The organism is Breoghania sp. L-A4 (genome assembly GCF_003432385.1).
GTDB lineage: Bacteria > Pseudomonadota > Alphaproteobacteria > Rhizobiales > Stappiaceae > Breoghania.
In genome coordinates this window covers 2996792-3019956 of record NZ_CP031841.1, presented here as the reverse complement: position 1 = coordinate 3019956, position 23165 = coordinate 2996792, and the positions used below count along the sequence as shown (strand labels likewise).

Genomic DNA, 23165 nt, shown 5'->3' with positions numbered 1-23165 from the left:
TGATTGGGCTTTGACGCCACAATTGCCACTTGAGCGTTTGCTAGGGCGTGCGCCATGGCCTAGATATGGGGCATGACAAGCACGCTTCGCCGGTTCGCCGGCTGAACACCCGCAACAGCAGGATTCCCGCATGAAGGATTATGCCGCCACTTCGCCCTCCCGTCTCGACGAGGAAGAGGATGAAGAAAAGACCAAGACGCAGCAGTCGATCCCCGTCGATAAACACCTGTTTGAGGCACGCACCGTTCTCATCACGGGCCAGATCACCATGGAGTTGGCGCGGGACGTTTGCGCGCGGCTGATGGCGCTGGCACAGGTCTCGAACGATCCGATCACCGTGATCGTGTCCTCGCCGGGCGGCCACGTGGAATCCGGCGACATGATCCACGACACCATCAAGTTTATCGTGCCGAAGGTGCGCATGCTGGGCATGGGCTGGGTGGCGAGCGCGGGCGCGCTGATTTTCGTGTCGGTGCCGCTCGAGGATCGCTATTGCACCCCGAACACCCGCTTTCTGCTGCACCAACCGTCCGGTGGCGCAGGCGGCCCGGCAACCGATATCGAGATCCAGGCGCGCGAGATCCTGAAGATGAAGGATCGCCTGAACAAGATCTTCTCCGAAGCCACGGGGCAGCCGGTCGAGCGGATCGACAAGGACACCGACCGGGACTACTGGATGTCTCCCGACGAGGCGATCAAGTACGGTCTCGTCGGCAAGATCGCCGCACAGGCATCCGAACTCGGCTAGCGCGGATACGACAATGCGCGTGTTGTACACGACAGCGCGGGCGGTGAAAGCCGCCTGCGCTGTAGCTTTCCTTGTCGGTTCCGCGGCCCCGGCGCAAGCGTTTTCGCCCGCGCCACACGAGATGCCGTTCCACACTTTGTCGGATATCGAACTGCGTCTGGAAATGGACCCGGATTCCCAGGCGATCGGGACGGTCCGGCGTGGCACCGGCGACATCAGGGTGCTTTGGTGTGAGCCGGCAATCCCCTCGCAAGCGTGGCAGGACGCGACTCCGGATCAGCAGCGGGCCCTGCTCGACACCCGCTGGTGCGAGATCGAGGCCGACGGATTGGTCGGCAATGTGGATGGACGGATGCTGTCCCCTGGATAGGCCCGCGGGTCGGCCCGCCGACGGGTGTCGAACATGGTGTCAATGCAATGAACCGGGCGGCGCAGATGCAACGCCCGGTTCATTGCGTTTTGCGTGTGAATTTCGTCGCGTGTCGTCGCAGCACAGGGTGGAATCAAGAGGCCGATGGCGGTTGCGTCAGGCAGGTTGCGCAACGGGTTTGTCGAGAACGACGTTGCGCATTTGCTCGATGGCGGTGATCGCGTCGTCACGCGCCGCGAGCGAGGCTCGGACCGAGTGCAGGGCGGCGGGGATGAGATTGCAGAAACGGTCGAATTCCTGGTCTGATTGCAGCAGGATCTTGTAGTCCGTGCGCAGGGATTGACCTTCGTAATAGGGTGAGCCCCCGAACGTGAATGTGAGGAAGGCCTCGAGCCTGCCGACCAGTTCGGACTTTCCGATCCGGGCCGCGCGATCGGCGAACTGCGCGTCCTCGCGCAAGTGGTCATACAGCGCGTGTGCGGTCGTCCGCATGGCGGGTAGTCCGCCAAGTTCGAAGTAGAGCGTCGCCATTGTCATCCTGTCCTCCGGCACATTGTCGATGTCCACCATGTTGACAGCGTGCGGACCCGGCGATGCCGCGGGGATGGCGACGCGCTGGTCTCGAAAGGCGCTGACTGGGACGCTATGCGCTGGCAGCACGCTGGGAACGCGCTAAGGAAAACACCGTATGAGGCAATCTCACTGTGAGATATATCACCTCCGTGTAAATTAGTTGTCATAGCGTCAAGTTGGCCACTCGCGCTGTTGAAACTTTATTTCTTTCAATGGGTTTTATAAGGTTCTTGAATTCCGCTCCGCACTTGCACGATTGCGTCCGAACTCTGGAGGCGCGTCGTGAGCATGCGTGCTGCGGTGTGGCGATCGCCGGACGGTCGCCACGGCGTGTTTGGGCTTAGACCTGGTTGTTCTCGCCAGTCGGCGTGCGCGCCGCCTCCAGCGCATTCGAGAAGAACTGCCTGCGTGTGAGCACCAAAGTGACGCAACTTGTGACGGCGACGAACGGCAACGGCCCGGCGAACCAGCTCATGAAGCCGATGGAAAAGAACAGCGCCCGCTGACCCTGGTTGAAGTGACGGCCGGCGAGAATGTTCATGGCCGCTGCCTTTTCCGCCATCGCGAGCGCGTGCGGGGTCGGGGTGGTGTCGTGCGGCACGGCGCCGACCAGGATCGAGCAATAGTTGAACAGACGGTAGGCCCAGCCGAACTTGAAGAACGTGTAGGCGAAGATCATCATCAGGCCGAGGACCTTTGCCTCCCACTGGCCGCGGGTCATGGCGATGGAAAACGGCAGGTCGGCGTAGAGTTCCAGCACCCGCTCGGTCGCATTGAGCATCGCGAAGCCGCCGCCCAGTGCGAGCAGGGCGGTGGAGGCGAAGAAGGCGGTTCCCTGCTGCAAGCCGGAGATGATCTGGGTATCCACCATGCGCATCGGGCGTTCGCGCATCGCCAGCATCCAGGCATGGCGATAGCCGTCCATGGTGTGCGACAGGGTGCGGTGTTTCCAGCGGCTGTGCCCAACGAGCCAGTTGAAGGCCGTCCAGCAGACAAGGAACCAGCCCAGCGCGGCCGCGTCGATGGGGGAGAGCGAAGTCATGATGCCAATCCGATCAGGGGCATGAACAATACGCGGGAACGGGTTCGGGGCATAGGGCGTGCCCTCTCTGAGGACCCTCGCATGCGCGGAAGGCGGCTTGCCCGGACGCGTCAAAACCCTTGGTTTGCGCGGGGTTCTGAACCGCGGGAGCATGACGCCGGTTATGCACAGGGAGCGTGACAGCCATGTGCATAAGGCCGCGCTTCGGGTTTGTTCGCACTTGCGAAAGCGTTACCATGGCGTTAAATCGCTGTACGGAAACAAGCGCGCCGGTTTCTCCCGGCCAGGCGCGCGCCATATGCGGATAGGAGTTTCATGGACGATCATGCGCAGAAGTCCTGCTGGGGTGTGATGACCTGGACGGTCTTGACCCTCGGAGGCGCTCTGATGCTCGTGTATCTGTTTGGTGGATTTGATCCTGCTGCGACGACGCTCGTCGCGCGCTGACACCGACCACGATAGCGACAAGAATATTCCGGGAATTTGGCGAAAGGCGCGGCGCAATCCGCGCCTTTTGTCGTTCTGCGCGAGGCGCTTGCGTGCTGATGCTCCCAGGAGCGTCGATCGGGACCCTTGTTATTCGATTGCCGAGTCGCGACACTCGCTTCCATATTCGCTCGTTGTGGGCGTATCGGAAGGAACAGCAATGGCAATGAAGCGCGGCTACAAGGATCTCGTTGAAGAGGCCGAACGCGAGATCGTCACGTTGAGTGCCGGCGAGGCTTTGGCGCTTTCGGGCGATCCGGGCGTCGTCCTTGTCGATCTGCGCGACATCCGCGAACTGGCGCGCGAGGGCAAGGTGCCGGGTGCCGTTCACGCGCCGCGCGGCATGCTGGAATTCTGGGTCGATCCAGACAGCCCGTATCACCGTGAGGTCTTCTCCCAGGACAAGCGCTTTGTGTTCTTCTGCGCCGGCGGCTTGCGTTCGGCTCTGGCCACCAAGGCCGTGCAGGATATGGGGCTGGAAAACGTGGCGCATATCGCCGGCGGATTCGGCGCCTGGCGGGACGCGGGCGGCCCGGTGGACAAGCCGGAACAGCGGTAGCGCGGGTCTCAAGCTGCCAGATTCTCGATAAAAAGATCGATTGCAAGGAAAGGCTTACGCGTGGCGGTTGTGAAATCCGATATCTCCCCGGCATCCGATGCATTCCGCCACCAGGCGGCCGACATGCAATTGCTGATCGACGATTTGAAGGCCAAGCGCGCGGAGGCAGCCGCCGGCGGACCGGCGCGTGCCCGCGAAAGGCATCTTTCGCGCGGCAAGTTGCTGCCGCGCGAGCGCGTCCTGCGGCTGATCGATCCGGGGACGCCGTTTCTCGAACTCTCGCCGCTCGCCGCGCACGGTCTGTACAACGACGCGATCCATGGTGCGGGACTGATCACCGGGATCGGCCGCGTCTCGGGGCGTGAGTGCATGATCGTGTGCAACGATGCGACCATCAAGGGCGGGACCTATTACCCGATGACGGTGAAGAAGCACCTGCGCGCCCAGGAAATAGCGCGCGAGAACCGCTTGCCGTGCATTTACCTGGTGGATTCAGGTGGCGCCAACCTGCCGAACCAGACCGACGTGTTTCCCGACCGCGAGCATTTCGGCCGCATCTTCTTCAACCAGGCCAACATGTCGGCGATGGGAATCGCCCAGATCGCCGTGGTCATGGGATCGTGCACCGCCGGCGGTGCCTATGTACCGGCCATGTCCGACGAGACGATCATTGTGCGCAGGCAAGGTACGATTTTTCTCGCCGGTCCGCCGCTGGTGAAGGCGGCGACGGGTGAGGAGGTTTCCGCCGAGGATCTGGGCGGCGCGGACGTGCATGCCAGGACATCCGGCGTTGCGGATCATTATGCGCTCGATGACGAGCAGGCGCTGGCCATGGCGCGCCGCTGTATTGCAAATCTGAACGGCGAGAAGCGCCCCGATATTGCGTTGCAGCCGCCGCGCGCGCCGCTCTATGACCCTTCGGAACTGGACGGTGTCGTGCCGGCGGATCTGAAAAAGCAGTATGACGCGCGTGAGGTGATCGCGCGGCTGGTCGACGGCTCCGAGTTCGACGAATTCAAGAAGCTCTACGGCACGACGCTGGTCACGGGCTTTGCCAGGATCGAGGGCATGCCTGTCGGGATCATCGCCAACAACGGCATCCTGTTTTCTGAATCCGCACTGAAGGGCGCGCATTTCATCGAGTTGTGCTGTCAGCGGCGCATCCCGCTGCTGTTTCTCCAGAACATCACCGGCTTCATGGTGGGACGCGACTATGAGGCCGGCGGCATCGCCAAGGACGGCGCCAAGCTGGTCACCGCCGTCGCCTGCGCGCAGGTCCCAAAGGTCACCGTCATCGTCGGCGGTTCGTATGGGGCGGGCAACTACGGCATGTGCGGACGCGCCTACAGCCCCCGGTTCCTGTTCATGTGGCCCAATGCCCGGATTTCCGTGATGGGCGGCGAGCAGGCGGCGTCGGTGCTTGCGACGGTCAAGCGCGACAACATCGAAGCGGACGGCGGCGCATGGAGCGCGGAGGAGGAGGAGGCCTTCAAGGCGCCAATCCGGGATCTCTATGAGCAAGAGGGGCATCCTTACCATGCCACCGCGCGGTTGTGGGACGATGGCATCATCGCGCCGTCGGAAACCCGTCGCGTGCTGGGACTGGCGTTTTCCGCCGCGCTCAACGCACCGGTTCCAGAAACAAAATTCGGCGTCTTCAGGATGTAATATTAAATAAAATTCTAGTTACTTTGACTATAAATCAAGAATAAGTATTTTCTCATACGTATAAATTTCCTTATTTCCATTTTTTACTTATGTTTAACTGGTCAGGCCGGATAGTCGCTCTGCAAATTTTAGTTGTGGAGGATGTAGTGAGTCATGGCAGGCGAGCATTTCATTGCCGAGAGCGACCAGCTGCTTCCTCTGCTGTCGCAGCTGCTCGATACAACCCATCAAGGTGTCTCTGTCATCGACAAGGATTTCAAGCTGTTGTTGGCCAATCAGCGCGCGGTTGAGCTTCTCGATCTGCCGCAAGCGCTGCTTGATGGCACCTACAATTTCGCGGACATGATCGCGGAACATGCGCGCCGCGGCTACTATGGACCGGGCGATCCGGAGGAAGTTGCGCGGGAGCGTATCGCCATTCTGAAGAATGGCGAGGCGCACGATCTGGAAAAGCAACATGCAGACGGCACGGTGCTGCGGCTGCGAGGCACGCCGCTGGAGAACGGCGGTTTCATGACCATCGTGACCGATGTGACCATCGAGCGTGCGGCCGAGCGCTATCTGGCCGAGAACCGGGACGATCTTGCCGGCCGGTTGGAGGTGCAGGCGCGGGACCTGAAGGCAAGTCACGACCTGTTGTCCAGCGCGGTGGACGCCATCCCCGACGGTCTGGTGATGACCGACCGCGATGGCGTGCTCACGCTGGCCAACGACGCCATGAAGCGCCTGTTTCCCGAAATCGAAGGCCATATCCGCGACAAGCGCACAATTGCCAGCGTCATTCCGCTTGGCTCCGCGGCGGCCAGGACTGTCGATCACTCCGAGGGAGTGGACAAGGATGCGTTCTTCGAGCATGTCGCGGTGGAAAGCGACCACCGGATGTTCGCCAACAAATGGATCCGCGTACAGAGTTCGCCGGTATCCCACGGCGGCCACATTGTCGTGTTTGCCGATATCTCCGACTTCAAGAAACAGAACAAGACGTTGCGCGCTCACGCGGATCAACTGGTGAAGCATTTGCGCAAGGAGAAGCGTCTCAACGAGATGCAGCGCGAGTTCGTTTCCATGGCCTCGCACGAGTTTCGCACCCCGCTGGCGATCATCGACGGTGCGGCCCAGCGGCTGAAGCGGCGTATCGACAGGCTGGAGCCGCTGGACGTACTGGAGCGGGTCACACGAATTCGTGATGCCGTCGGCCGCATGCAGTATCTCATCGACCGGTTCATCGACTCCTCCGGCGCACATTCCGGAAACATGGAAATCGAACCGACGCTACAACCGCTTGACGCGCTGCTTGGCGCGATCTGCCGTCAGCAGGCACAGGTCCACACCTCGCACCGGATCGAGACGTCCTTCGACATTGACGGTGTGGTGCTGAACATCGACAGGCGGATGATCGAGCAGTGCGTGCTCAACGTGCTTGGCAATGCCATCAAATATTCGCCTGGCGGGGACAGGATCGAGGTCAAGGCGCATGTCGAGGGCCGCTACGTGGAGATCAGGGTGAGCGATTTCGGCGTCGGCATTCCGAAAAACGAGATCAGCAAGATTTTCGGCCGCTACTTCCGTGCCTCCACCTCCAGCGGCATCCCGGGTACGGGCATCGGGCTGAATTTGACCGAGATGGTCATGGAGCAGCACCACGGCAAGATCGAGGTGGAAAGCACCGTTGGCGAGGGGACGACCGTTGTCCTCAAGCTGCCATATGCACAGGACGAGGCGATCGGCGCGCAGGCAGACTCAGGCGCGCTTGTGGTGAAAACGGCTGCGGCGGGGGCGAGGTAGAAGGCAATGGCAGACAAATACAAGGTCCTCTGCGTGGAGGATGAAGAGCTGATCCGGGCGGATCTGGTCGATGAGCTGACGGACGCCGGATACGAGGCGATTCCAGCCTGCAACGGATTGGACGCGATCGAGAAGCTGAAGGGCGTGCAACCGGACCTGATCCTGTGCGACATCATGATGCCGGAAATGGACGGTCCCGCACTGCTCACGCATGTCCGCGCGACGATGCCGGAATTGGCGCGCGTACCGTTTATTTTCCTCACCGCTCGCGCCAGCCGCGGGGATATCATCGATGGCAAGCAGGCGGGGGCGGATGACTATCTGACGAAGCCGCTCGATTTCGACATGCTGCTGGCGACACTGAAATCACGTTTTGGCGAAGTCGAGCGGATGACCGCGATCGCCAGCCAGGAACTGGTCAAGCTGTATCAATCCATCGGGTCCAGTCAAAAGGTGAAGACCGCGCTGAAGGTTTCCATCGTCACCGGAAACTCCAGCATGGTGGGGCCGATCAGCTCCGCGCTCACCGAACTGGGCTGCGAGGTCTCGGTGCATCATGAGGAGACGCTCAAGAACTCTGTGTTCCGTAGCGATCATGCCGATGTGAATTTCCTGATCTACGGCAAAATTGTGCACTTCTGGTTGAAATATCTCGCGACCACCATGCATAAGGATAAATCGTCCAAGGTGGTGGTGCTGATCCCGGCGCATATGTCGAAGGACGCGCGCGAGGCGCTGATGGAGTTGGGCGTGGACCAGTGCATCGAGTTTCCGTTCCGTCCGGTCGAGATCTTCAAGGTGATCATGGAGAGGCTGTCGGAGGGCGGAAAGGCCGTGAAGCCGGCCTCAAGTGCCGCCGTGACGGCGGCGGCGCCCGCGTCTTCAAAGGCGCCGGAGCCGAAAAAGGTGCCCGTTCGGGCTAACAGCGGCTGATTGCATCCCTATGCTTGGCCATTGTTGCGGCGCAGGCGCAACAATGGCAGCCGGGTTTCACCGCATCCCCTCTGGCGCATCCTTGAGATTCACGGCATGCTGACGCTCGGTCATGGAAAGAGCGCGCATGTTTTTGTCTGTCTTCGAGTTGTTCAAAATCGGAATCGGTCCGTCGTCCTCTCATACGGTTGGGCCGATGGTCGGCGCGGCTCGCTTTTTGGAGGCCTTGTCGGGTATGGGCCAGCCCGCACCCGGCGCGGGCAAGCCGGAACGCATCCGGGTGACGCTTTACGGTTCGCTGGCATTCACTGGCAAGGGGCACGGCACCGACCGTGCCATCGTGCTCGGCCTGCATGGCGCGAAGCCGGATGCCATCGAACCCGAAGACGTCGAGGGGTTGCTCGCGCGCGCGCAAACGGCCCAGGCCGTAGCGCTTGAGCCTCTCGGGGTGCTGGCCTTCGATCCTCAGGGCGACATTATCTTCGATTATGGCCCGGCGTTGCCCGGACATGCCAACGGTATGGTGTTTGCCGCCCTTGATGCGCATGACAACGTTGCCTTCTCGCAGACCTATTATTCGATTGGCGGTGGGTTTGTGCTCTCCGCCGACGAGCTCAAGGCGCTTGATCGCGAGGCGCGGACGGATGGCGTCGCGGTTCCCTATCCATTCGCATCCGCCGTCGCCATGCTCGACATGGGCGACAAGAGCGGACTGACCATTGCCGAGATGAAGCGCGCCAATGAGATCGCGCGCATGGGACGCGACGAACTGGTGGAAGGGCTCGACCGAATCTGGACCGTGATGAGCGACTGCATCGATCGTGGACTGGAGCGGGACGGGGTGCTTCCCGGCGGGCTGAAGGTGAAGCGCCGCGCCAAGGGCATCCATGACCAGCTGGTGGATGAAAAAAGCTTCAACATGCCCCAGCCGCACCGGGTGATGGACTGGCTCGGGGTCTATGCCATGGCGGTGAACGAGGAGAATGCGGCCGGTGGCCGGGTGGTTACGGCGCCGACCAACGGCGCGGCGGGTGTCATTCCGGCGGTCATTCGCTATTATCAGGATCACTGCGTTGCGGCTGACCGCGAGGGCGTTCGAACCTTCCTGCTCACCTCCGCCGCGATCGGCGGCATCATCAAGCACAATGCGTCGATCTCGGGCGCGGAAGTCGGCTGTCAGGGCGAGGTCGGATCGGCCGCGGCCATGGCGGCGGCGGGCCTGTGCGCGGCCCTTGGCGGCACCAACGCGCAAATCGAGAATGCGGCGGAAATTGCGCTGGAACATCATCTTGGGATGACCTGCGATCCCGTGGGCGGGCTGGTGCAGATCCCCTGTATCGAGCGCAATTCGCTGGGCGCGGTGAAGGCCGTGACGGCGGCGTCGCTCGCGTTGCGCGGTGACGGTACGCATTTCGTGCCGCTGGACACCTGCATCGCCACCATGCGCGATACCGGCCGTGACATGAGTGACAAATACAAGGAGACCTCCACCGGCGGTCTTGCCGTCAACGTGGTGGCCTGCTGAGCGTCTGTGGGCCTTTCAGCGCTTACAAAAGCGCCGGCAAGCCCTTGACGAGCATGTAGATACCGACCATCACCACCGCCGCCGAGAAGACCAGCGTGAGATGGCGCGCGGTGCCGCCGAGCCTTGCGGCGCCCCATGTGCCAATCAGTCCTCCCAGGATGCCGCCGGCAATGAACTCCATCGCCAGGCCCAGTCGACCAGCCCTGAAAGGGCGTAGTTCGTGGCCGTCGTCAGTCCGAAAGCCGTGACGGAGACAAGCGAGGATCCTACGGCGTTGAGCATTGGCATGGCGGTGGCTGCGATCAGCCCAGGCACGATCAGAAACCCGCCGCCGATGCCGAAGAATCCCGCCAGCGCGCCGACGCCGAGGCTGGAGCCGATCAGGCGCGGCAACAGGCGGGTGGCATTGAGACGGGTGAGCGCGACCTGCGGATCGTCGGAGGACGATTTTCGCCGCAGCATCGACAGGCCGACCACGACCGTGATGAGACCGAAAAGCGCCAGCAGCCGCTCGCCGTCAAACGCCTTGCCCAGCGATGAGCCGATGGCCGCCCCCAGAATGCCGGTCGCCGCGAAGACCATGGCGCAGGGCCACTTCACGGTTCCCTTGCGGGCATGACCGATAAGGTTGGCTCCGGCGCTGACGGCAACCGCAAGCGCGCTGGTACCAATGGCGACATGCGGGTTTTCAACGCCCACCACGTAGACGAGAAGCGGAACGGCGAGGATCGAGCCTCCACCGCCGATCAGGCCCAGTGACAGGCCGACGAGACCGCCGGCGGCAATGGCTTCAAGATTCGCTCCCAACGATCCTGCGTCAAGAAACCCGAGGACAGACTCCATCGGGTCTACTCGATCACGCCACTTGCCGGCTTGGCGGCGTTCCAGGGCATGCGGCTCAATGCTGTGGCGAGAGGGCAGATGCCCGTCAGGCCTGCGGAGAGCAGACCGAGACCCGCGGCACCCGACACCAGGTGCCACAGCGGATCAACCAGGAGCCCCAGGGCGCATCCCAGCACGATGACACCGCCGGCAGTGATCAGCACCTGCCGCATCAGGCTCAGCGAGGCGCCTTCCTTCCGCTCGGTCGGCAGGCCGGCCTGTTTCCAGGCCGAGAGGCCACCTTCCAGGATGTAGGCCTCGCAGTCGATCGCCGACTTCAGGTTGCCCGCCGCCGCGCCGGTACGCATGCCCGACTGGCACATGAAGACGACGATTTCGGCGTTGCCGGTGTCTGGCCTCAACGTTTTGAGCCTGGAAAGCGGATGCAGTTGCGCGCCGGGGATGTGCTCACGGGCGAATTCGCCCGGCTCGCGCACATCGATCAGCAGCGCGCCGCGGCCATGAAGATCCCGCGCCTGCTGCGGCGTGATGGATGTCAGGCTCATGGGAGGTTCCTTCCGGCTGGACATGCGGCGCAATGGAGGCCGGTCATGATGGGTCGCATCGTCGGCGTCGCGCGCCAGCGTTCATCCGTGTGGCGCGGACGCGATGTGCTACTGAGTCTTCGTGGGCTTGGCGGCAGGAGGATCGCAGAAGATTTCCTTCAGCAAATGCAGGATCCGGCCCGCGTCGTCATTGGCGACAAAATAGAAGAGCGTCTGGGCATCGCGGCGGAACGCCACCAGCCCTTCGGCGCGCATCTTCGCCAGATGCTGCGACAGCGCGGACTGGCCGAGCCCGATCATCTCGGAAAGCTCGGTGACGGAAAGCTCCCCGTGATTGGCGAGCTCGCACAGGATGCGCAGCCGCTTTTCATTGGCCAGCAGCTTGAGGAGCCGGGTGGCTTCTTCTGCGCGGGCGCCCAGGTCGATCTGTTCTGCGGTCGGCTGCATGTCGTTATCCGGTAAAATTAGATATTGCTAATTTAGTTATGGCTCATATATGTGTCAATTGAGAAGATTGCCACTGATTATCGATGTCGAGAGGATACTCCCATGCCCGAAACCGGTATGTCCCATTCCACGGTCGCGCCAGAGATCCAGGCATTTTTCGATGAGCCAACCAATACGGTGAGCTATCTCGTTTGGGATCCGCGGAGCGCCAAGGCGGCGGTGATCGATCCGGTGTTGAACTATGACCACACATCGGGCGAGGCGGCAACGGATGCGGCGGACCTGATCCTTCAGGTGGCGCAGGCCAACGGACTTGATATCGAATGGGTGCTGGAGACCCACGCCCATGCCGACCATTTGTCCGGCGCGCCCTATATCAAGCTGAAGACCGGGGCCAAGGTGGGAATCGGTGAGCATATTCGCGATGTCCAGAAAATCTTCCGCCCTGTGTTCAACGCCACTGACCTCAAGGGCGACGGCTCCGAGTTCGATCACCTGTTCTCCGATGGCGAGGTTCTGGAAATCGGCGATCTGCGAATCGAGATCATCGCCACGCCGGGGCACACGCCCGCCTGCATTTCCTACAGGATCGGCGATGCGGTGTTCGTTGGTGACACGCTGTTCATGCCGGACTTCGGCACCGCGCGGGCGGATTTTCCCGGCGGCGACGCGCGCCAGCTCTATCGCTCGATGCAGCGGCTGCTGAGCCTGCCGGACGACACGCGGCTGTTCATGTGCCACGACTACAAGGCGCCGGGACGCGACGCCTATGCGTGGGAGACTACGGTTGCGGAAGAAAAGCGCGACAATATCCACATCGGCGGCGGCACGTCCGAGGACGACTATGTGGCGATGCGCGAGGCCCGTGACGCGACGCTGTCCGCCCCGGCGCTTCTGATGCCCTCGATCCAGGTGAACATCCGCGCCGGCAAGCTGCCTCCCGCCGAATCCAACGGTGTTACCTACCTGAAAATTCCCGTGAAGCTGGCCGGTTGAACGGATTGTTGCTTTTCGCCGCTTTGCTCTTGTCATCTTGCGGCGAACGGGTTTCCTTGACCGCAACACGACTGCGCGGACCGGAGGAAACAGGCACGCCATGCTGTCATCGGTATTGATCGCCAACCGGGGCGAGATCGCCTGCCGGATCATCCGCACGGCGCGCCGCATGGGCTTGCGCACCATTGCCGTCTACTCGGCGGCGGACGCGGATGCGTTGCACGTGCGGCTTGCCGATGAGGCCGTGGCCATCGGCGCGGCGCCGGCGTCCGAATCCTATCTCGTCGCGGACAGGATCATCGCCGCGGCCAAACAGACCGGCGCGCAGGCGGTTCATCCCGGCTACGGGTTCCTTTCCGAGAATGCCGCCTTTGCCGAGGCATGCGCCAAGGCGGGGCTGGTGTTCGTCGGTCCGCCCGCGTCCGCCATCCGGGCCATGGGCCTCAAGGACGGCGCCAAGGCCTTGATGGAAAAGGCGAAGGTTCCGGTGGTGCCAGGCTACTACGGCGACCGGCAGGAGCCGGAGTTTCTCAAGCAGAAGGCCTATGAGACCGGCTATCCGGTGCTGATCAAGGCCGTGGCCGGTGGCGGCGGAAAGGGCATGCGGCGCATCGACAAGGCGGTGGATTTCATCGCCGGTCTGGAGGCCGCGCAGCGCGAGGCGCAATCGGCGTTCGGCGATCCGCATGTGCTGATCGAGAAATTCGTCAAGAATCCCCGTCATATCGAGATCCAGGTCTTCGCCGACAATCACGGCGAGGCCGTGCACCTGTTCGAGCGCGACTGTTCGGCCCAGCGACGTCACCAGAAGGTGATCGAGGAAGCGCCCGCGCCGGGCATTCCGGACGCCGTGCGCGAGACGATGGGCAAGGCCGCGGTCGCCGCCGCCAAGGCGGTGGGCTATTCGGGCGCCGGCACGGTGGAGTTCATCGCCGAGGGCACGGGCGAACTGAAGGCTGACGGCTTCTGGTTCATGGAAATGAACACCCGCCTGCAAGTGGAGCATCCGGTGACCGAATGCGTCACCGGCACGGATCTGGTCGAGTGGCAGTTGCGCGTCGCCTCCGGCGAGCCGCTGCCGGCCAACCAGGCGGCGCTGACGCTCCAGGGTCATGCCATCGAGGTCCGGCTCTACGCCGAGGATCCCGACAACGGATTTCTGCCGTCCGCCGGACGGCTCGATATCCTGCGCTTGCCCGAAGGCGAGGGCGTGCGCGTGGACACCGGCGTGGAGGAGGGGGCGCAGGTCTCTCCCTACTACGATCCGATGATCGCGAAGATCATCACCCACGGCGCGGACCGGGATGAGGCGCTGGATCGCATGCACGATGCGCTGGCGGGCACGGTCGTTGCCGGGCCGCGCAGCAATCTGGCGTTCCTGCGCCAGCTGATCGATCATCCCCTTGTGCGTGCTGGAGCCTTCGACACCGGACTGATCGATCGCGAGCTTGGCGCGCTCACGCAAGGCTCGGTGTCCGATGACACGGTCGCCGCCGCTGTCGATAGCCTGCTTTCGGGTGTCGAGGAGGCGGCGGGCGGAAGTGGCGGCGGTTGGCGCGATCCGTGGTTGGCGCGTGATGCTTTCCAGTTGTCAGGTCCGCGCGAGGTTGGAGTCCGCGTCAGCGTCGACGGCGAGGACCGCGAGATCCGCATCGATTGGCAGAAGCGCGAAGCGCAGGCGGCAGGGGACACAGGCGCGGTGCTGCGCGCGGGCGATGCCGTCTATGCGCTGGAAGGCGGCCGCGCCATCAAGGTCGAACTCACCGATGCGCTGGCCCGCGACGCGGAGGACGTGGGAGGGCATGGCGTGGTGCAGGCGCCGATGCACGGCAAGGTAATCGCCGTCTTTGTGGAGCCGGGGCGGCGGTTCTCCGTGGCGAGCCGTTGTTTATTGTCGAGGCGATGAAGATGGAGCATTCGGTCTCCGCCCCGCGCGATGGCATTGTGGCCAGCATCGCTGCCGCCGTCGGCGATCAGGTCGCCCAAGGCGCTGCGGTGGTGGTGCTGGAAGAAAGCGACACTTTGGTGTGAGACGACCGCCCGGGGTTTGCGACAGATCCCCGGCATCAATCGCCCGCACGTGCGATGCTCATGTATTGGGTGACATAGGCCGGTCAGGGTGCCCGAGCGGGTTGGCCCAGGCCTGACCTTTATTTCGCTTTCTCTGCTTGCTCCGGCTTCCCGGCATCCCAGGCCGCTTCCAGATCGGCATAGGCGTCGGAAAAGCCGCGCTTGATGTCATCCCAGGCAGAATCAGCGCCGTACCTCAGCGCGCCGTACCATTCGCCGAGCCGGTTTCGTCTGTCACGCAGTTCTTGCAGGGATTCAGCGGCGGCCTGGCGCGCGGTCGTGCTCATCTCGCCCCATTTGTTCCGCAAGGCCTCAGCCTTTTGCTCGATCTGCGAGTCGAGCTTGTCGAGGGCGGCGCGGGTCTCGGCCAATGCCTGGTCGCGGCGCTCCAACGAATACTCCTTGATCGCGGTGACGGCCTCCGAGATCTCCTTGCGCATTTGTTCGCTGCTGACCGGGTCCTTGCCATCGGCCGCGGTGGCCGGCAAGACGGTGGCGCCCAAAGACGCCGAGAGCAGGAGGGCCGTTGTCATCTTTCTCATATCTTCGAGTTTCTCCGTGTTGTTGAATCCTCCTTTGCCCGGCCGTGCCCGTCCGGGCTGGAAAGCGGTGCCTTGGCTCCGAATTGCGTCCCGCATGTCTCTTGCGCCAGAACGGCCGGCTTATCCGAACCGGGATGTCGCTGTGCGCACGGCGTTTTCGAGGCTGTCCCAGGCGCTCTCCATGCCGGCCTTGAGATCCTCCCAGGCCGTCTCGCTGGTACGCTGCAACTCCTCGAGCTTTGCTTGCGCGTCCTTTTGTTGCTCGCGCAACTGGTCGATCTGCTTGTTGTACGCGATCTGTGCATCCGCCTGGGCTTCGTCGGCCTTTGCCTTGAGGCGGTCGATTTCCGCGTTCCATTCGTCAAGCCGTGCCTGAAGCTTGGCTTCGTATGCGTCTTTCATGCTCATTTTTCTCGTCTCCGTTTCCTGCGGTGTACGGGTGTCCTCCCTGGAGAGCTCAGCCTCAAAGGATCATGAAACCACGTACGGTGCATTGAGTTAGAACAACGCCTCGGACCGGTTTCGAGTTCCATTGTTGCTGATTGCGGTGGATAGAGGCGCGCACGCGGCTTGAGCCGCGGGCGATGCCGTCTCTGCGCTGGAACGCGGCCGCGCCATCAAGGTCGAACTCACCGATGCGCTTGCTCGTGACGCGAAGGACGTGGATGGGCGTGGTATGGTGCACCCCAATGCACGGCAAGGTGATCGTCGTTTTGACGAGCCGTCGGCGGCTCTCCGCGGCGAGCCGTTGTTTATCGTCGAGGCGGTGAAGATGGAGCATTCGGTCGCCGCCCGCGTAACGGGCGCACACGGTCGGCAATCAGGTCGCCCAAGGTGCGGCGGTGGTGGCGCTGGAAGAATTGGCGACACTCGAGCAATAGGCTGGGTCTTCTGATATTTGCGGTCCGGGGATCGAATGCGTGACGGATATCACAGCGTCAAATCCGCCAATACCGCAAGGCTATTGGCGCCGGACACGATGTCCGGTGACAGAAATGGGGATATCCATGAAATCCAGATTTGTTTCGATGCTTGCGGCGCTTGCCGGTCTCGCAGTGACGCTGTCGGTAGGATCGGCGCGCGCCGACGAGGCGGTCGAGCGCGGCAAGTACCTCGTGGCGCTCATGGGTTGCAATGATTGCCACACGCCGGGGTATTTCTTCGGCAAGCCCGATATGGCGCACATGTTGAGCGGTTCCGAGGTCGCCTTTGAAATCCCGGGTATGGGTGCCTTCGCGGGGCCGAATCTTACGCCGGACAAGGAGACCGGGCTGGGCGACTGGACGAACGAGCAGATCGTCACCGCGCTTCAGACCGGCGAACGCCCCGACGGGCGCATGTTGGCGCCGGCGATGCCCTGGCGCTCCTTCGCCCAACTGACGCCGGACGACGCGATGGCGATTGTGCTCTATCTGAAAACCTTACCTGCGGTGTCGAACGAGGTCCCGGGTCCGTTCGGTCCCGGTGACGTCGTGCCGACCTTCATCAGCCGCATTCTGCCACCCGGTCAGATGGTCGCCGATCCGCAATAGACGCGCCTGACGGGGCGGCCTGTGCACAACCGCCGTAGCGCTTTGCCACGGCCGCCCGCCTGCTAAATCATGGGCATGACCCTGAACCTGGTGAAATTGTGCGTCGGCGTCGATTCGGTCGAGGACCTCAAGGCCTGGGCTGATTTCCGCCGCGACGAGGCACGCGCTCAGGGAATCGATTTCGAGCGCACGCACACGACCCGCATGGTGCCCACGCGGCGCGATGAGTTGCTGGACGGCGGCTCGCTCTACTGGGTGATCAAGGGCAAAATTCAGGTGCGCCAGCGGCTTGTGGACATCCGCCCGTTCAAGGACGAGGCCGGAATCAAGCGCTGCGATCTGGTGCTGGAGCCGAAGCTGGTGCTCACCCGCATGCAGCCCCGTAGGCCGTTTCAGGGCTGGCGCTATCTCACGAGCGACGATGCGCCACCGGACATCCGCAAATCCACGGGTGACGACGAAATGCCCATTGAGATGCAGCGCGAACTGGCGAAACTGGGTCTGCTTTAGGCTGCGGCTTCCCTACACCGGCATGTTGTCGATCAGCCGCGTCGTGCCGATACGGACGGCGGCGAGCACGCGCATCGGGCGATCACCGGGCGTGTCGATCGCCGCAAGCGTCTCCGCGTCGCGCAGCGCGAGATAGTCGACATTGAAGCCGGCGGCTTCCAGTGCTGCGCGGCCATCGCCCAAGGCTGTTGCCGCATCCGTGCCCGTCTTCAACCGTCCGATGAGTGACTTGAGCGTTGCCGGCAGGATGGCCGCGGTGGCGCGTTCCTCGGCGCTCAGGTAGGCGTTGCGCGACGACAGGGCCAAGCCATCGGCCTCGCGGATGGTGGTTGCGCCGCGGATCTCGATGCCCAGATTGAGATCGCGGACCATCTGCCGGATCACCAGAAGCTGCTGATAGTCCTTCTCGCCAAAGATCGCCATGTCCGGTCGCCCGGCGCTAAGCAGCTTGGCGACGATCGTGGCGACGCCCTTGAAGAAATGCGGCCGGAAATCTGTTTCAAGCCCGAGCGAGGGGCCCCAACGACTATCTCCGTCGCGAAGCCTTGCGGATACATCTCTCTGGCGTTGGGCGCGAAGACCACATCGACGCCCAGTGGCTTCAGCTTGGCGATGTCGCGGGCTTCGGTGCGCGGATAGGCGTCGAGATCCTCACCCGGCGCGAATTGCGTCGGATTGACGAAGATCGTCACGATGACGCGATCGGCCAGTTTCGACGCCTCTTCGACCAGCGCCAGATGACCGGCATGCAGCGCCCCCATGGTCGGCACCATGGCGATGCGGTGACCGTTTTTCTTTTGCTCGTCGGACCAGGCCTGAAGCGCGGCAATGGTTCGGATGATGGCCGGCGCGGTTGCCGAAGGCGTGTCCGAAGTCATGGAAGGTCTCTCGAAATCTGATGCCCGTCGGGCGATGATTTAACAGACGGGCGATCGGATTGCACGGGTGATAAGCCGCTGGAATGTCAGGTTTTGTGATCGGCATCCTTGCGGCAGCGGTGACATCGCGCCACATTTAGAAAACCCGAAAGAGGAACGCGGCACGGTATGGCGGATCCGAAGACACCCACACGCACCAAAACCGCGGCGACGAAGGTCACATCTCCCTCCAGTTCCGCCGAGGTGGACGCCTTCGTGCAGCGGACGCGGACATTCGCGCCGAAGGCCGACGGTAACGGCCGGCTGATCTTTGCGCTCGACGCGACGATGAGCCGCCAGCCGACCTGGGACCGCGCCTGTTCCATTCAGGCGGAGATGTTTGAGGAGGCCGGGCGCATCGGCGGGCTCGATATCCAGCTTGTGTATTTCCGGGGGTTCGGGGAATGCCGGGCCAGCAAATGGGTCGGCAACGCCAAGGGCTGGCCAGCCTGATGACGCGGATCGATTGCCGCGGCGGGCACACGCAGATCGGCAAGGTTCTCAAGCATGCCGCAAGCGAGACGCGCGCGCGCAAGGTGCAAGCGCTGGTTTATGTGGGCGACTGCATGGAGGAGAGTGTCGATTCACTGTGCGCGAAGGCGGGGAACTGGGCCTGCTCGGCGTGCCCGCCTTCATGTTTCAGGAAGGGCACGATTCCGCGGCGGAGGCGGCGTTTCGCGAGATCGCCCGGCTGACCAACGGCGCCTACTGCCGTTTCAGCTCGGCGTCCGCGAAGGAACTGCGCGATCTCCTGAGGGCGGTCGCTGTATACGCCGCCGGTGGGCGCAAGGCGCTCGCCGACATGGGCAACCGGGGTGGCGCAGGCGCGCGGCTCCTCATCGAACAATTGCGGTAGAGCGACATGGGACTTTTCTTTTTTGGTGTCGCGGCGCTGTTTCTGGGCTGGTCGCGGTCAACGCCTTCGTGCAGGCGGATCCGCGCCGGCTCGCCGGGCAAATGCGCGTTGCCGCCGGGCTGGCGATGCTCGCCGTGGCGGGCGTGCTGGTCTTCACCGGCCGCTGGGCCTTCGCATTGCCGCTTGGGGCCTTCGCCCTGTCGCTGCTCGGCTGGGGCGGCGTGCCTGGCTTTGGCCGTGTCGGCGGGGGAGCCATTCCGGCGGACAGCGGTCGCAGGTGCGTTCCGCAATGTTGGAAATGGAGCTCGATCACGACAGCGGCACGCTGACCGGCATGGTGATCGCGGGAAGTTTCGAGGGCCGCGCGCTTGACGATCTGGCGCCCGACGACCTGCAGGCGCTGCTCAGCGAAATCGCGGCCGACGCGCAGAGCGTCGCGCTACTCGAAGCCTATCTTGATCGCCGGATGCCCGGATGGCGTGAAGACTTCGAGGCGAATGGCGCATCGGGGCAGGGCGCAGCGACGAGCGCGGGCCCCATGACCGATGAGGAGGCCTACCAGGTTCTTGGGCTTGCGCCCGGCGCCGGTGAGGCGGAAGTCCGGGAAGCGCATCGACGCCTTATGAAAAGGCTGCACCCCGACCAGGGAGGAACGACGTTCCTTGCGGCCAAAATCAACGAGGCCAAAGACAGGCTTTTGAGGAGACATGGGTCCTCCGGTACGCATTACTGATGCCGGTACACATTACTGATTCAGATACACATTATGGATGCAGGTGATAGCAGGCGAACTTGGCTTTCTTCAGCGAACGGCAGGCGGCCTTCGCCGATGCCTTTGAGTCAAATCCGACGAACCGGGCGCGATACAGGGTTGAGCCACTGGCCTCGACGGTTTCGGTGTAGAGCGCGCTGCCGGCAAGCGCGTCGCCCGCCTTGGCCTGCGCCTTCTTCAGAAGATCGAGCGCGCCTTCCTCGCTCTCCGCGGCCGCGATCTGCACCTGCCAGCCCGAGGGCGGCGTCGGCTTCGCCTTTTCGGGCGCGGGCGTGCTCGAGGCGGCTGTGGCGGGCGTGTTCGAGGCAACTGTGATGGTCGTGGTGCGTACCTGCTTGATGGGCATGGCGGGAGCGGCCTTCGCGGAGCCGGTTGTCAGCGGCAGCAAAGAACCCGCCTGGACCGGTGCTCGGGCCTGGACCGTTTGCGGCTTGCTGATCGCAAGCTGATCCACCGCGCGCTCCGCGGCGCCTGGAATATTGGCCGGTGGCGCCATCGCCAGAAGCATCTCGCGCGGCTTGCCGTTGGCGGCCGGGGCTCGCCCGGCATCGGCTGCCGTTTCGGCGTTGCGATCGCGGTATCGAGGCGCAGCGGCCCCTTGCTCGTGGCGCCCAATTCAAGGGAATGCGCGGCGGCGATGCGGGCGGTCGGTGTCGGGATCTTGCCGATCGAGGCGACGGTGAGTTCACCGGCATCGCCTTCGCTGATTTCGTTGGGGCGCGGCGGCACGGGCGGAATCGCAGGGCGGCGCTTGCCACGGCCAGTTCTGGCGCGGCGACCGGAATGGCCTTTGGCGCCTCTGCGAACTGAATCGCCGGCTTTGCGGGCGGCAGCGGCGCGTTGGCGATGACCACGTAGTTCGCGGCGCGGCCGGCCATCAAGGGAACCGTGCGCTTGCCGGAGCTTGCCTTGGGCAGATACGCGGCGATCAGTTTCTTCATCTGTGCATCGCGTGTGCGGCCGGTTCGGCCTCCCAGGACAACGGCGACGATGTGCCGGTCGCGGTGGTGCACCGAGGAGACCAAGTTGAAGCCCGAGGCGCGGGTGTAGCCTGTCTTGATGCCGTCGACGCCCTTCACGTGGCCCAGAAGCTTGTTGTGGTTGCCGTACCGGCGCCCTCCGATCGAATAGGAGCGCATGGAGAAGTACTTGTAGTACTTCGGGAAGTGGTCCTGGATCGCCCGGCCGAGGGTCGCGAGGTCGCGCGCCGTGGTATATTGCTGGGAGTTCGGCAGGCCATGCGCATTGCGGAACTGGGTGTGGCTCATGCCCAACCTGTGGGCGGTGCTCGTCATGCGCCGGGCGAAGGCTGCCTCGGACCCTGCGATGTTTTCGGCCACCGTGGTGGCGACATCGTTGGCCGACTTGGTGACCAGCGCGCCGATGGCGTCCTTTACCGATATTGTCTGACCAGCCTTGAGGCCGATTTTCGACGGCGCTTCGGCGGCCGAATTGGCGGAGGCTTTGAGCATCGTGTTGAGAGTCAGTCCGCCGGCATCGAGTTCCTCGAAGAGGATGTAGAGCGTCATGATCTTGGTCGTGGATGCCGGATAACGCCTGGCGTCGGCCGAACTCGAATAGAGGACCTTGCCCGTCTTCGCGTCGACGACAATACCTGCGTATTTGGAGTTCGCTTGTGCCTGGAGCGGCGTCAGACCACAGGCCACGACGGCGACACCGAGAACCGCGAGCGCACGCAGCGCTTTCTTGAGGGCGGTTCCGGAACGAATTACGCGCGATAACATGTATGAACTCACTTCGAACTGTCCGGCTTGCGGCGGGCGGACCGCGGAGCGGACTTGATCGTTACGCTTTGGCACACACAGGCCGAGACCTGCAACTCTGGCCCTCCCGGGCGTGATTCACATTGAATGCGCCTGTGGGAAAATGTCGAACCTTCGTGGTGACCTCAAGTCGCGGGCGTCATCCCGCTGGTGCCAGTCCCTGTCAGCGCACAATGCCGAAACGCGGTTACGATTGTGTAAAGCCGGCTGGAGGGAGGCGAGAAAACGTGCCGTGGTGCGACACTTTCTTTAATATTGCACCGCAACATAAATCTCTTGACATTATTGTGCGGTGCACATACATTCCGAATTGTTCAATGATCGAGCGCTCGCAGAGTTAAATGAATCTGGCGCTCCAATTCGAAAAGGGTACCGGACCATGATTAACGGCTTTGAAGATATTCAGAAGGTCAGCAAGGACAGCATGGACCAGGCGATGAAGAGCTTCGGCTCTTTGAGCAAGGGTCTGCAGGCGATTGCGACGGAATACGCGGATTTCTCGAAGAAGTCCCTCGAGGACGGCACCGCGGCCTTTGAAAAGGTGATCGCGGCCAAGAGCCCGGACAAGGCGCTTGAAGCCCAGAGCGAGTTCGTCAAGACGAGCTACTCGGGCATGGTCAGCGAGATGACCAAGATCAACGAGATGTACGTCGACCTGGCGCGTGAGGCTTTCTCCTCCTACGAGACGGCTCTCGGCAAGGCGACCAAGTAGGCAGCGCTTGCGACGCGCGGCTCACGCCGCGCGCGACTGCTGCTCAGAGTTCTGACGTTTTGAAAGAACCCGGCGTTTGTCCGGGTTTTTTCTTGTCCGCAAGAGACTATTGGAAAATCTGACAGGCAAGGCGGTACTCCGCGCCATTGCGATGGGACGCGGGCGATTTTTCCGCGTCTCGGGCTCGCGGAATTTCGCAATATTTCTCGCCGAACGCGTCATCTCCCATTGCACGCGACGTTCAGCGGCTTACAATTCTCCATAGACGCACTTACATCATGATTTGGTTCGCGCCGGATCGGCCGGCGGGGCAATCCTTCGGGCCGGTTTGACTGAGCCGTCTTGACGATTTCGTCAGCGGTCTGATCGCGCTCTCCGATTGGGTGTGTGGCCGAATGCAGCCGTCCTCATAGAATTGCGAATTGCAATGGAGCGGCGGGAACGGCAGGATTGACCGGTCGGCTTTGACTGGATCGGTGCGGATCGGGACGGCCTGGGACCCGAACTGCCTTGAAACCGGGCCTGCAAGCAGGAACTGCCCGGGGACCGGCATGCGCCAGGGACCGGGCGCCTGGGACCGGGAAGAATAATTGAGCCGGAACGGAATGAGCAAGAACAACCGCGATGATATCGATGGCGGCACGGATGGCGGCACTGGCGTCGCAACCAAGACGCGGCCGAAGACCAAACGGCCGAATATGTACCGCGTGCTTCTGTTGAACGATGATTATACGCCGATGGAATTCGTGATCCATGTGCTGGAGCGGTTCTTCCAGAAGAATCAGGACGACGCGACCCGCATCATGCTTCATGTCCATCAGCATGGGGTGGGGGAATGCGGCGTTTTCACCTACGAAATCGCCGAAACGAAAGTGACCCAGGTGATGGATTTCGCACGCAGACATCAGCACCCGCTGCAATGCGTGATGGAAAAGAAATAGGGGACGCAC

Annotated in this window: 23 protein-coding genes and 5 pseudogenes; 17 read left to right on the top strand and 11 right to left on the bottom strand. The window is 62.8% G+C overall.

Going from position 1 to position 23165, the window contains the following annotated elements; genetic code table 11:
- The first annotated feature begins 130 nt into the window (after positions 1-130).
- Complete coding sequence (locus D1F64_RS13750; RefSeq protein WP_117412895.1) at positions 131-748, top strand: ATP-dependent Clp protease proteolytic subunit; 618 nt, start codon at positions 131-133, stop codon at positions 746-748.
- Positions 749-761: 13 nt separating this feature from the next.
- Positions 762-1118, top strand: a complete 357-nt coding sequence (locus D1F64_RS13745) for a hypothetical protein (protein ID WP_117412894.1) — start codon at positions 762-764, stop codon at positions 1116-1118.
- A gap of 156 nt (positions 1119-1274) precedes the next feature.
- Here D1F64_RS13745 and D1F64_RS13740 read toward each other — a convergent pair whose 3' ends face one another.
- Both D1F64_RS13740 and D1F64_RS13735 read right to left on the bottom strand, forming a co-directional pair.
- Complete coding sequence (locus tag D1F64_RS13740) at positions 1275-1688, bottom strand: hypothetical protein (protein WP_117412893.1); 414 nt, start codon at positions 1686-1688, stop codon at positions 1275-1277.
- 343 nt (positions 1689-2031) lie between these two features.
- Positions 2032-2733, bottom strand: coding sequence for a DUF599 family protein (locus D1F64_RS13735; RefSeq protein ID WP_117412892.1), 702 nt, complete (start codon positions 2731-2733; stop codon positions 2032-2034).
- 315 nt (positions 2734-3048) lie between these two features.
- On the opposite strand from D1F64_RS13735, the gene D1F64_RS25135 reads away from it, so the two are divergent.
- From D1F64_RS25135 to D1F64_RS13710, 6 genes are all read left to right on the top strand, one after another.
- Complete coding sequence (locus D1F64_RS25135) at positions 3049-3180, top strand: hypothetical protein (RefSeq protein ID WP_256372873.1); 132 nt, start codon at positions 3049-3051, stop codon at positions 3178-3180.
- Positions 3181-3385: 205 nt separating this feature from the next.
- Entirely contained in the window at positions 3386-3778 is a 393-nt protein-coding gene (locus tag D1F64_RS13730; RefSeq protein ID WP_162901734.1) for a rhodanese-like domain-containing protein, read from the top strand.
- Positions 3779-3901: 123 nt separating this feature from the next.
- On the top strand, positions 3902-5446 hold the full coding sequence (locus D1F64_RS13725) for a carboxyl transferase domain-containing protein (protein ID WP_205470798.1): 1545 nt from the start codon (positions 3902-3904) through the stop codon (positions 5444-5446).
- A gap of 153 nt (positions 5447-5599) precedes the next feature.
- Complete coding sequence (locus tag D1F64_RS13720) at positions 5600-7231, top strand: PAS-domain containing protein (RefSeq protein WP_117412889.1); 1632 nt, start codon at positions 5600-5602, stop codon at positions 7229-7231.
- Between the two features lie 6 nt (positions 7232-7237).
- Complete coding sequence (locus D1F64_RS13715; RefSeq protein ID WP_117412888.1) at positions 7238-8164, top strand: response regulator; 927 nt, start codon at positions 7238-7240, stop codon at positions 8162-8164.
- A 127-nt stretch (positions 8165-8291) separates the two neighbouring features.
- Positions 8292-9689, top strand: a complete 1398-nt coding sequence (locus tag D1F64_RS13710) for an L-serine ammonia-lyase (protein WP_117414602.1) — start codon at positions 8292-8294, stop codon at positions 9687-9689.
- Positions 9690-9711: 22 nt separating this feature from the next.
- Here the strand turns inward: D1F64_RS13710 and D1F64_RS13705 are convergent.
- The 3 genes and pseudogenes from D1F64_RS13705 to D1F64_RS13695 all read right to left on the bottom strand — a co-directional run bounded on the left by D1F64_RS13705 (position 9712) and on the right by D1F64_RS13695 (position 11524).
- Positions 9712-10532: pseudogene (locus tag D1F64_RS13705) on the bottom strand (sulfite exporter TauE/SafE family protein).
- Between the two features lie 5 nt (positions 10533-10537).
- Entirely contained in the window at positions 10538-11077 is a 540-nt protein-coding gene (locus tag D1F64_RS13700) for a rhodanese family protein (protein ID WP_117412887.1), read from the bottom strand.
- A 108-nt stretch (positions 11078-11185) separates the two neighbouring features.
- Positions 11186-11524 (bottom strand): metalloregulator ArsR/SmtB family transcription factor, encoded by a 339-nt coding sequence (locus D1F64_RS13695; protein WP_117412886.1) that lies wholly within the window; start codon positions 11522-11524, stop codon positions 11186-11188.
- 102 nt (positions 11525-11626) lie between these two features.
- On the opposite strand from D1F64_RS13695, the gene D1F64_RS13690 reads away from it, so the two are divergent.
- The gene (locus D1F64_RS13690) at positions 11627-12520 is read left to right on the top strand and encodes an MBL fold metallo-hydrolase (RefSeq protein WP_117412885.1); all 894 of its coding nucleotides are present in this window, start codon (positions 11627-11629) and stop codon (positions 12518-12520) included.
- A gap of 100 nt (positions 12521-12620) precedes the next feature.
- Positions 12621-14551: pseudogene (locus D1F64_RS13685) on the top strand (acetyl-CoA carboxylase biotin carboxylase subunit).
- A gap of 119 nt (positions 14552-14670) precedes the next feature.
- Here the strand turns inward: D1F64_RS13685 and D1F64_RS13680 are convergent.
- The 3 genes from D1F64_RS13680 to D1F64_RS13670 form a co-directional block, all read right to left on the bottom strand.
- The gene (locus D1F64_RS13680) at positions 14671-15132 is read right to left on the bottom strand and encodes a hypothetical protein (protein WP_117412884.1); all 462 of its coding nucleotides are present in this window, start codon (positions 15130-15132) and stop codon (positions 14671-14673) included.
- Positions 15133-15252: 120 nt separating this feature from the next.
- Positions 15253-15540: a coiled coil domain-containing protein gene (locus D1F64_RS13675; protein ID WP_117412883.1), complete on the bottom strand. Its 288-nt coding sequence runs from the start codon at positions 15538-15540 to the stop codon at positions 15253-15255.
- Between the two features lie 55 nt (positions 15541-15595).
- Positions 15596-15913, bottom strand: a complete 318-nt coding sequence (locus tag D1F64_RS13670) for a hypothetical protein (protein WP_162901547.1) — start codon at positions 15911-15913, stop codon at positions 15596-15598.
- Between the two features lie 247 nt (positions 15914-16160).
- On the opposite strand from D1F64_RS13670, the gene D1F64_RS13665 reads away from it, so the two are divergent.
- Complete coding sequence (locus D1F64_RS13665) at positions 16161-16664, top strand: c-type cytochrome (RefSeq protein ID WP_117412881.1); 504 nt, start codon at positions 16161-16163, stop codon at positions 16662-16664.
- A gap of 75 nt (positions 16665-16739) precedes the next feature.
- The gene (locus D1F64_RS13660; protein WP_117414601.1) at positions 16740-17174 is read left to right on the top strand and encodes a DUF1489 family protein; all 435 of its coding nucleotides are present in this window, start codon (positions 16740-16742) and stop codon (positions 17172-17174) included.
- Between the two features lie 12 nt (positions 17175-17186).
- On the opposite strand, the pseudogene panC reads toward D1F64_RS13660, so the two are convergent.
- Positions 17187-18052, bottom strand: a pseudogene (gene panC, locus D1F64_RS13655) (pantoate--beta-alanine ligase).
- A 168-nt stretch (positions 18053-18220) separates the two neighbouring features.
- Between panC and D1F64_RS13650 the strand changes: the two are divergent.
- The 3 genes and pseudogenes from D1F64_RS13650 (at position 18221) to D1F64_RS25450 (ending at position 19680) form a co-directional block, all read left to right on the top strand.
- Positions 18221-18947 (top strand): annotated as a pseudogene (locus D1F64_RS13650) (VWA domain-containing protein).
- Between the two features lie 68 nt (positions 18948-19015).
- Positions 19016-19276 carry a hypothetical protein gene (locus tag D1F64_RS25455; RefSeq protein WP_205470473.1) on the top strand — a complete coding sequence of 87 codons (261 nt, stop codon included), beginning with the start codon at positions 19016-19018 and terminating at the stop codon, positions 19274-19276.
- A complete protein-coding gene (locus D1F64_RS25450; protein ID WP_205470472.1) occupies positions 19237-19680 on the top strand; it encodes a DnaJ domain-containing protein in 444 nt (147 codons plus the stop codon). Before D1F64_RS25455 ends, D1F64_RS25450 begins: the two co-directional genes overlap by 40 nt.
- Before the next feature lie 31 nt (positions 19681-19711).
- On the opposite strand, the gene D1F64_RS24090 is transcribed toward D1F64_RS25450, so the two are convergent.
- The gene (locus tag D1F64_RS24090) at positions 19712-20065 is read right to left on the bottom strand and encodes an SPOR domain-containing protein (protein WP_117414600.1); all 354 of its coding nucleotides are present in this window, start codon (positions 20063-20065) and stop codon (positions 19712-19714) included.
- Between the two features lie 526 nt (positions 20066-20591).
- A pseudogene (locus D1F64_RS13635) lies at positions 20592-21464 on the bottom strand (D-alanyl-D-alanine carboxypeptidase family protein); the annotation flags it as partial.
- Between the two features lie 418 nt (positions 21465-21882).
- Here D1F64_RS13635 and D1F64_RS13630 point away from each other — a divergent pair.
- Together D1F64_RS13630 and clpS are read left to right on the top strand one after the other, a co-directional pair.
- Complete coding sequence (locus tag D1F64_RS13630; protein WP_117412880.1) at positions 21883-22215, top strand: phasin family protein; 333 nt, start codon at positions 21883-21885, stop codon at positions 22213-22215.
- A gap of 605 nt (positions 22216-22820) precedes the next feature.
- A complete protein-coding gene (gene clpS, locus D1F64_RS13625; protein ID WP_117412879.1) occupies positions 22821-23156 on the top strand; it encodes an ATP-dependent Clp protease adapter ClpS in 336 nt (111 codons plus the stop codon).
- Positions 23157-23165 lie beyond the last annotated feature (9 nt).

Coding starts and splice junctions, on each gene's coding strand:
- D1F64_RS25450 (WP_205470472.1), top strand. CDS start 19,237: ATGTTGGAAATGGAGCTCGATCACGACAGCGGCACGCTGACCGGCATG.
- D1F64_RS13675 (WP_117412883.1), bottom strand. CDS start 15,540: ATGAGCATGAAAGACGCATACGAAGCCAAGCTTCAGGCACGGCTTGAC.
- D1F64_RS13630 (WP_117412880.1), top strand. CDS start 21,883: ATGATTAACGGCTTTGAAGATATTCAGAAGGTCAGCAAGGACAGCATG.
- D1F64_RS13715 (WP_117412888.1), top strand. CDS start 7,238: ATGGCAGACAAATACAAGGTCCTCTGCGTGGAGGATGAAGAGCTGATC.
- D1F64_RS13700 (WP_117412887.1), bottom strand. CDS start 11,077: ATGAGCCTGACATCCATCACGCCGCAGCAGGCGCGGGATCTTCATGGC.
- D1F64_RS13720 (WP_117412889.1), top strand. CDS start 5,600: ATGGCAGGCGAGCATTTCATTGCCGAGAGCGACCAGCTGCTTCCTCTG.
- D1F64_RS13665 (WP_117412881.1), top strand. CDS start 16,161: ATGCTTGCGGCGCTTGCCGGTCTCGCAGTGACGCTGTCGGTAGGATCG.
- D1F64_RS13750 (WP_117412895.1), top strand. CDS start 131: ATGAAGGATTATGCCGCCACTTCGCCCTCCCGTCTCGACGAGGAAGAG.
- D1F64_RS13670 (WP_162901547.1), bottom strand. CDS start 15,913: ATGCTCCATCTTCACCGCCTCGACGATAAACAACGGCTCGCCGCGGAG.
- D1F64_RS13740 (WP_117412893.1), bottom strand. CDS start 1,688: ATGGTGGACATCGACAATGTGCCGGAGGACAGGATGACAATGGCGACG.
- D1F64_RS13745 (WP_117412894.1), top strand. CDS start 762: ATGCGCGTGTTGTACACGACAGCGCGGGCGGTGAAAGCCGCCTGCGCT.
- clpS (WP_117412879.1), top strand. CDS start 22,821: ATGAGCAAGAACAACCGCGATGATATCGATGGCGGCACGGATGGCGGC.
- D1F64_RS13660 (WP_117414601.1), top strand. CDS start 16,740: ATGACCCTGAACCTGGTGAAATTGTGCGTCGGCGTCGATTCGGTCGAG.
- D1F64_RS13710 (WP_117414602.1), top strand. CDS start 8,292: ATGTTTTTGTCTGTCTTCGAGTTGTTCAAAATCGGAATCGGTCCGTCG.
- D1F64_RS25135 (WP_256372873.1), top strand. CDS start 3,049: ATGGACGATCATGCGCAGAAGTCCTGCTGGGGTGTGATGACCTGGACG.
- D1F64_RS13730 (WP_162901734.1), top strand. CDS start 3,386: ATGAAGCGCGGCTACAAGGATCTCGTTGAAGAGGCCGAACGCGAGATC.
- D1F64_RS13735 (WP_117412892.1), bottom strand. CDS start 2,733: ATGACTTCGCTCTCCCCCATCGACGCGGCCGCGCTGGGCTGGTTCCTT.
- D1F64_RS13695 (WP_117412886.1), bottom strand. CDS start 11,524: ATGCAGCCGACCGCAGAACAGATCGACCTGGGCGCCCGCGCAGAAGAA.
- D1F64_RS24090 (WP_117414600.1), bottom strand. CDS start 20,065: ATGCCCATCAAGCAGGTACGCACCACGACCATCACAGTTGCCTCGAAC.
- D1F64_RS13680 (WP_117412884.1), bottom strand. CDS start 15,132: ATGAGAAAGATGACAACGGCCCTCCTGCTCTCGGCGTCTTTGGGCGCC.
- D1F64_RS13690 (WP_117412885.1), top strand. CDS start 11,627: ATGCCCGAAACCGGTATGTCCCATTCCACGGTCGCGCCAGAGATCCAG.
- D1F64_RS13725 (WP_205470798.1), top strand. CDS start 3,902: ATGCAATTGCTGATCGACGATTTGAAGGCCAAGCGCGCGGAGGCAGCC.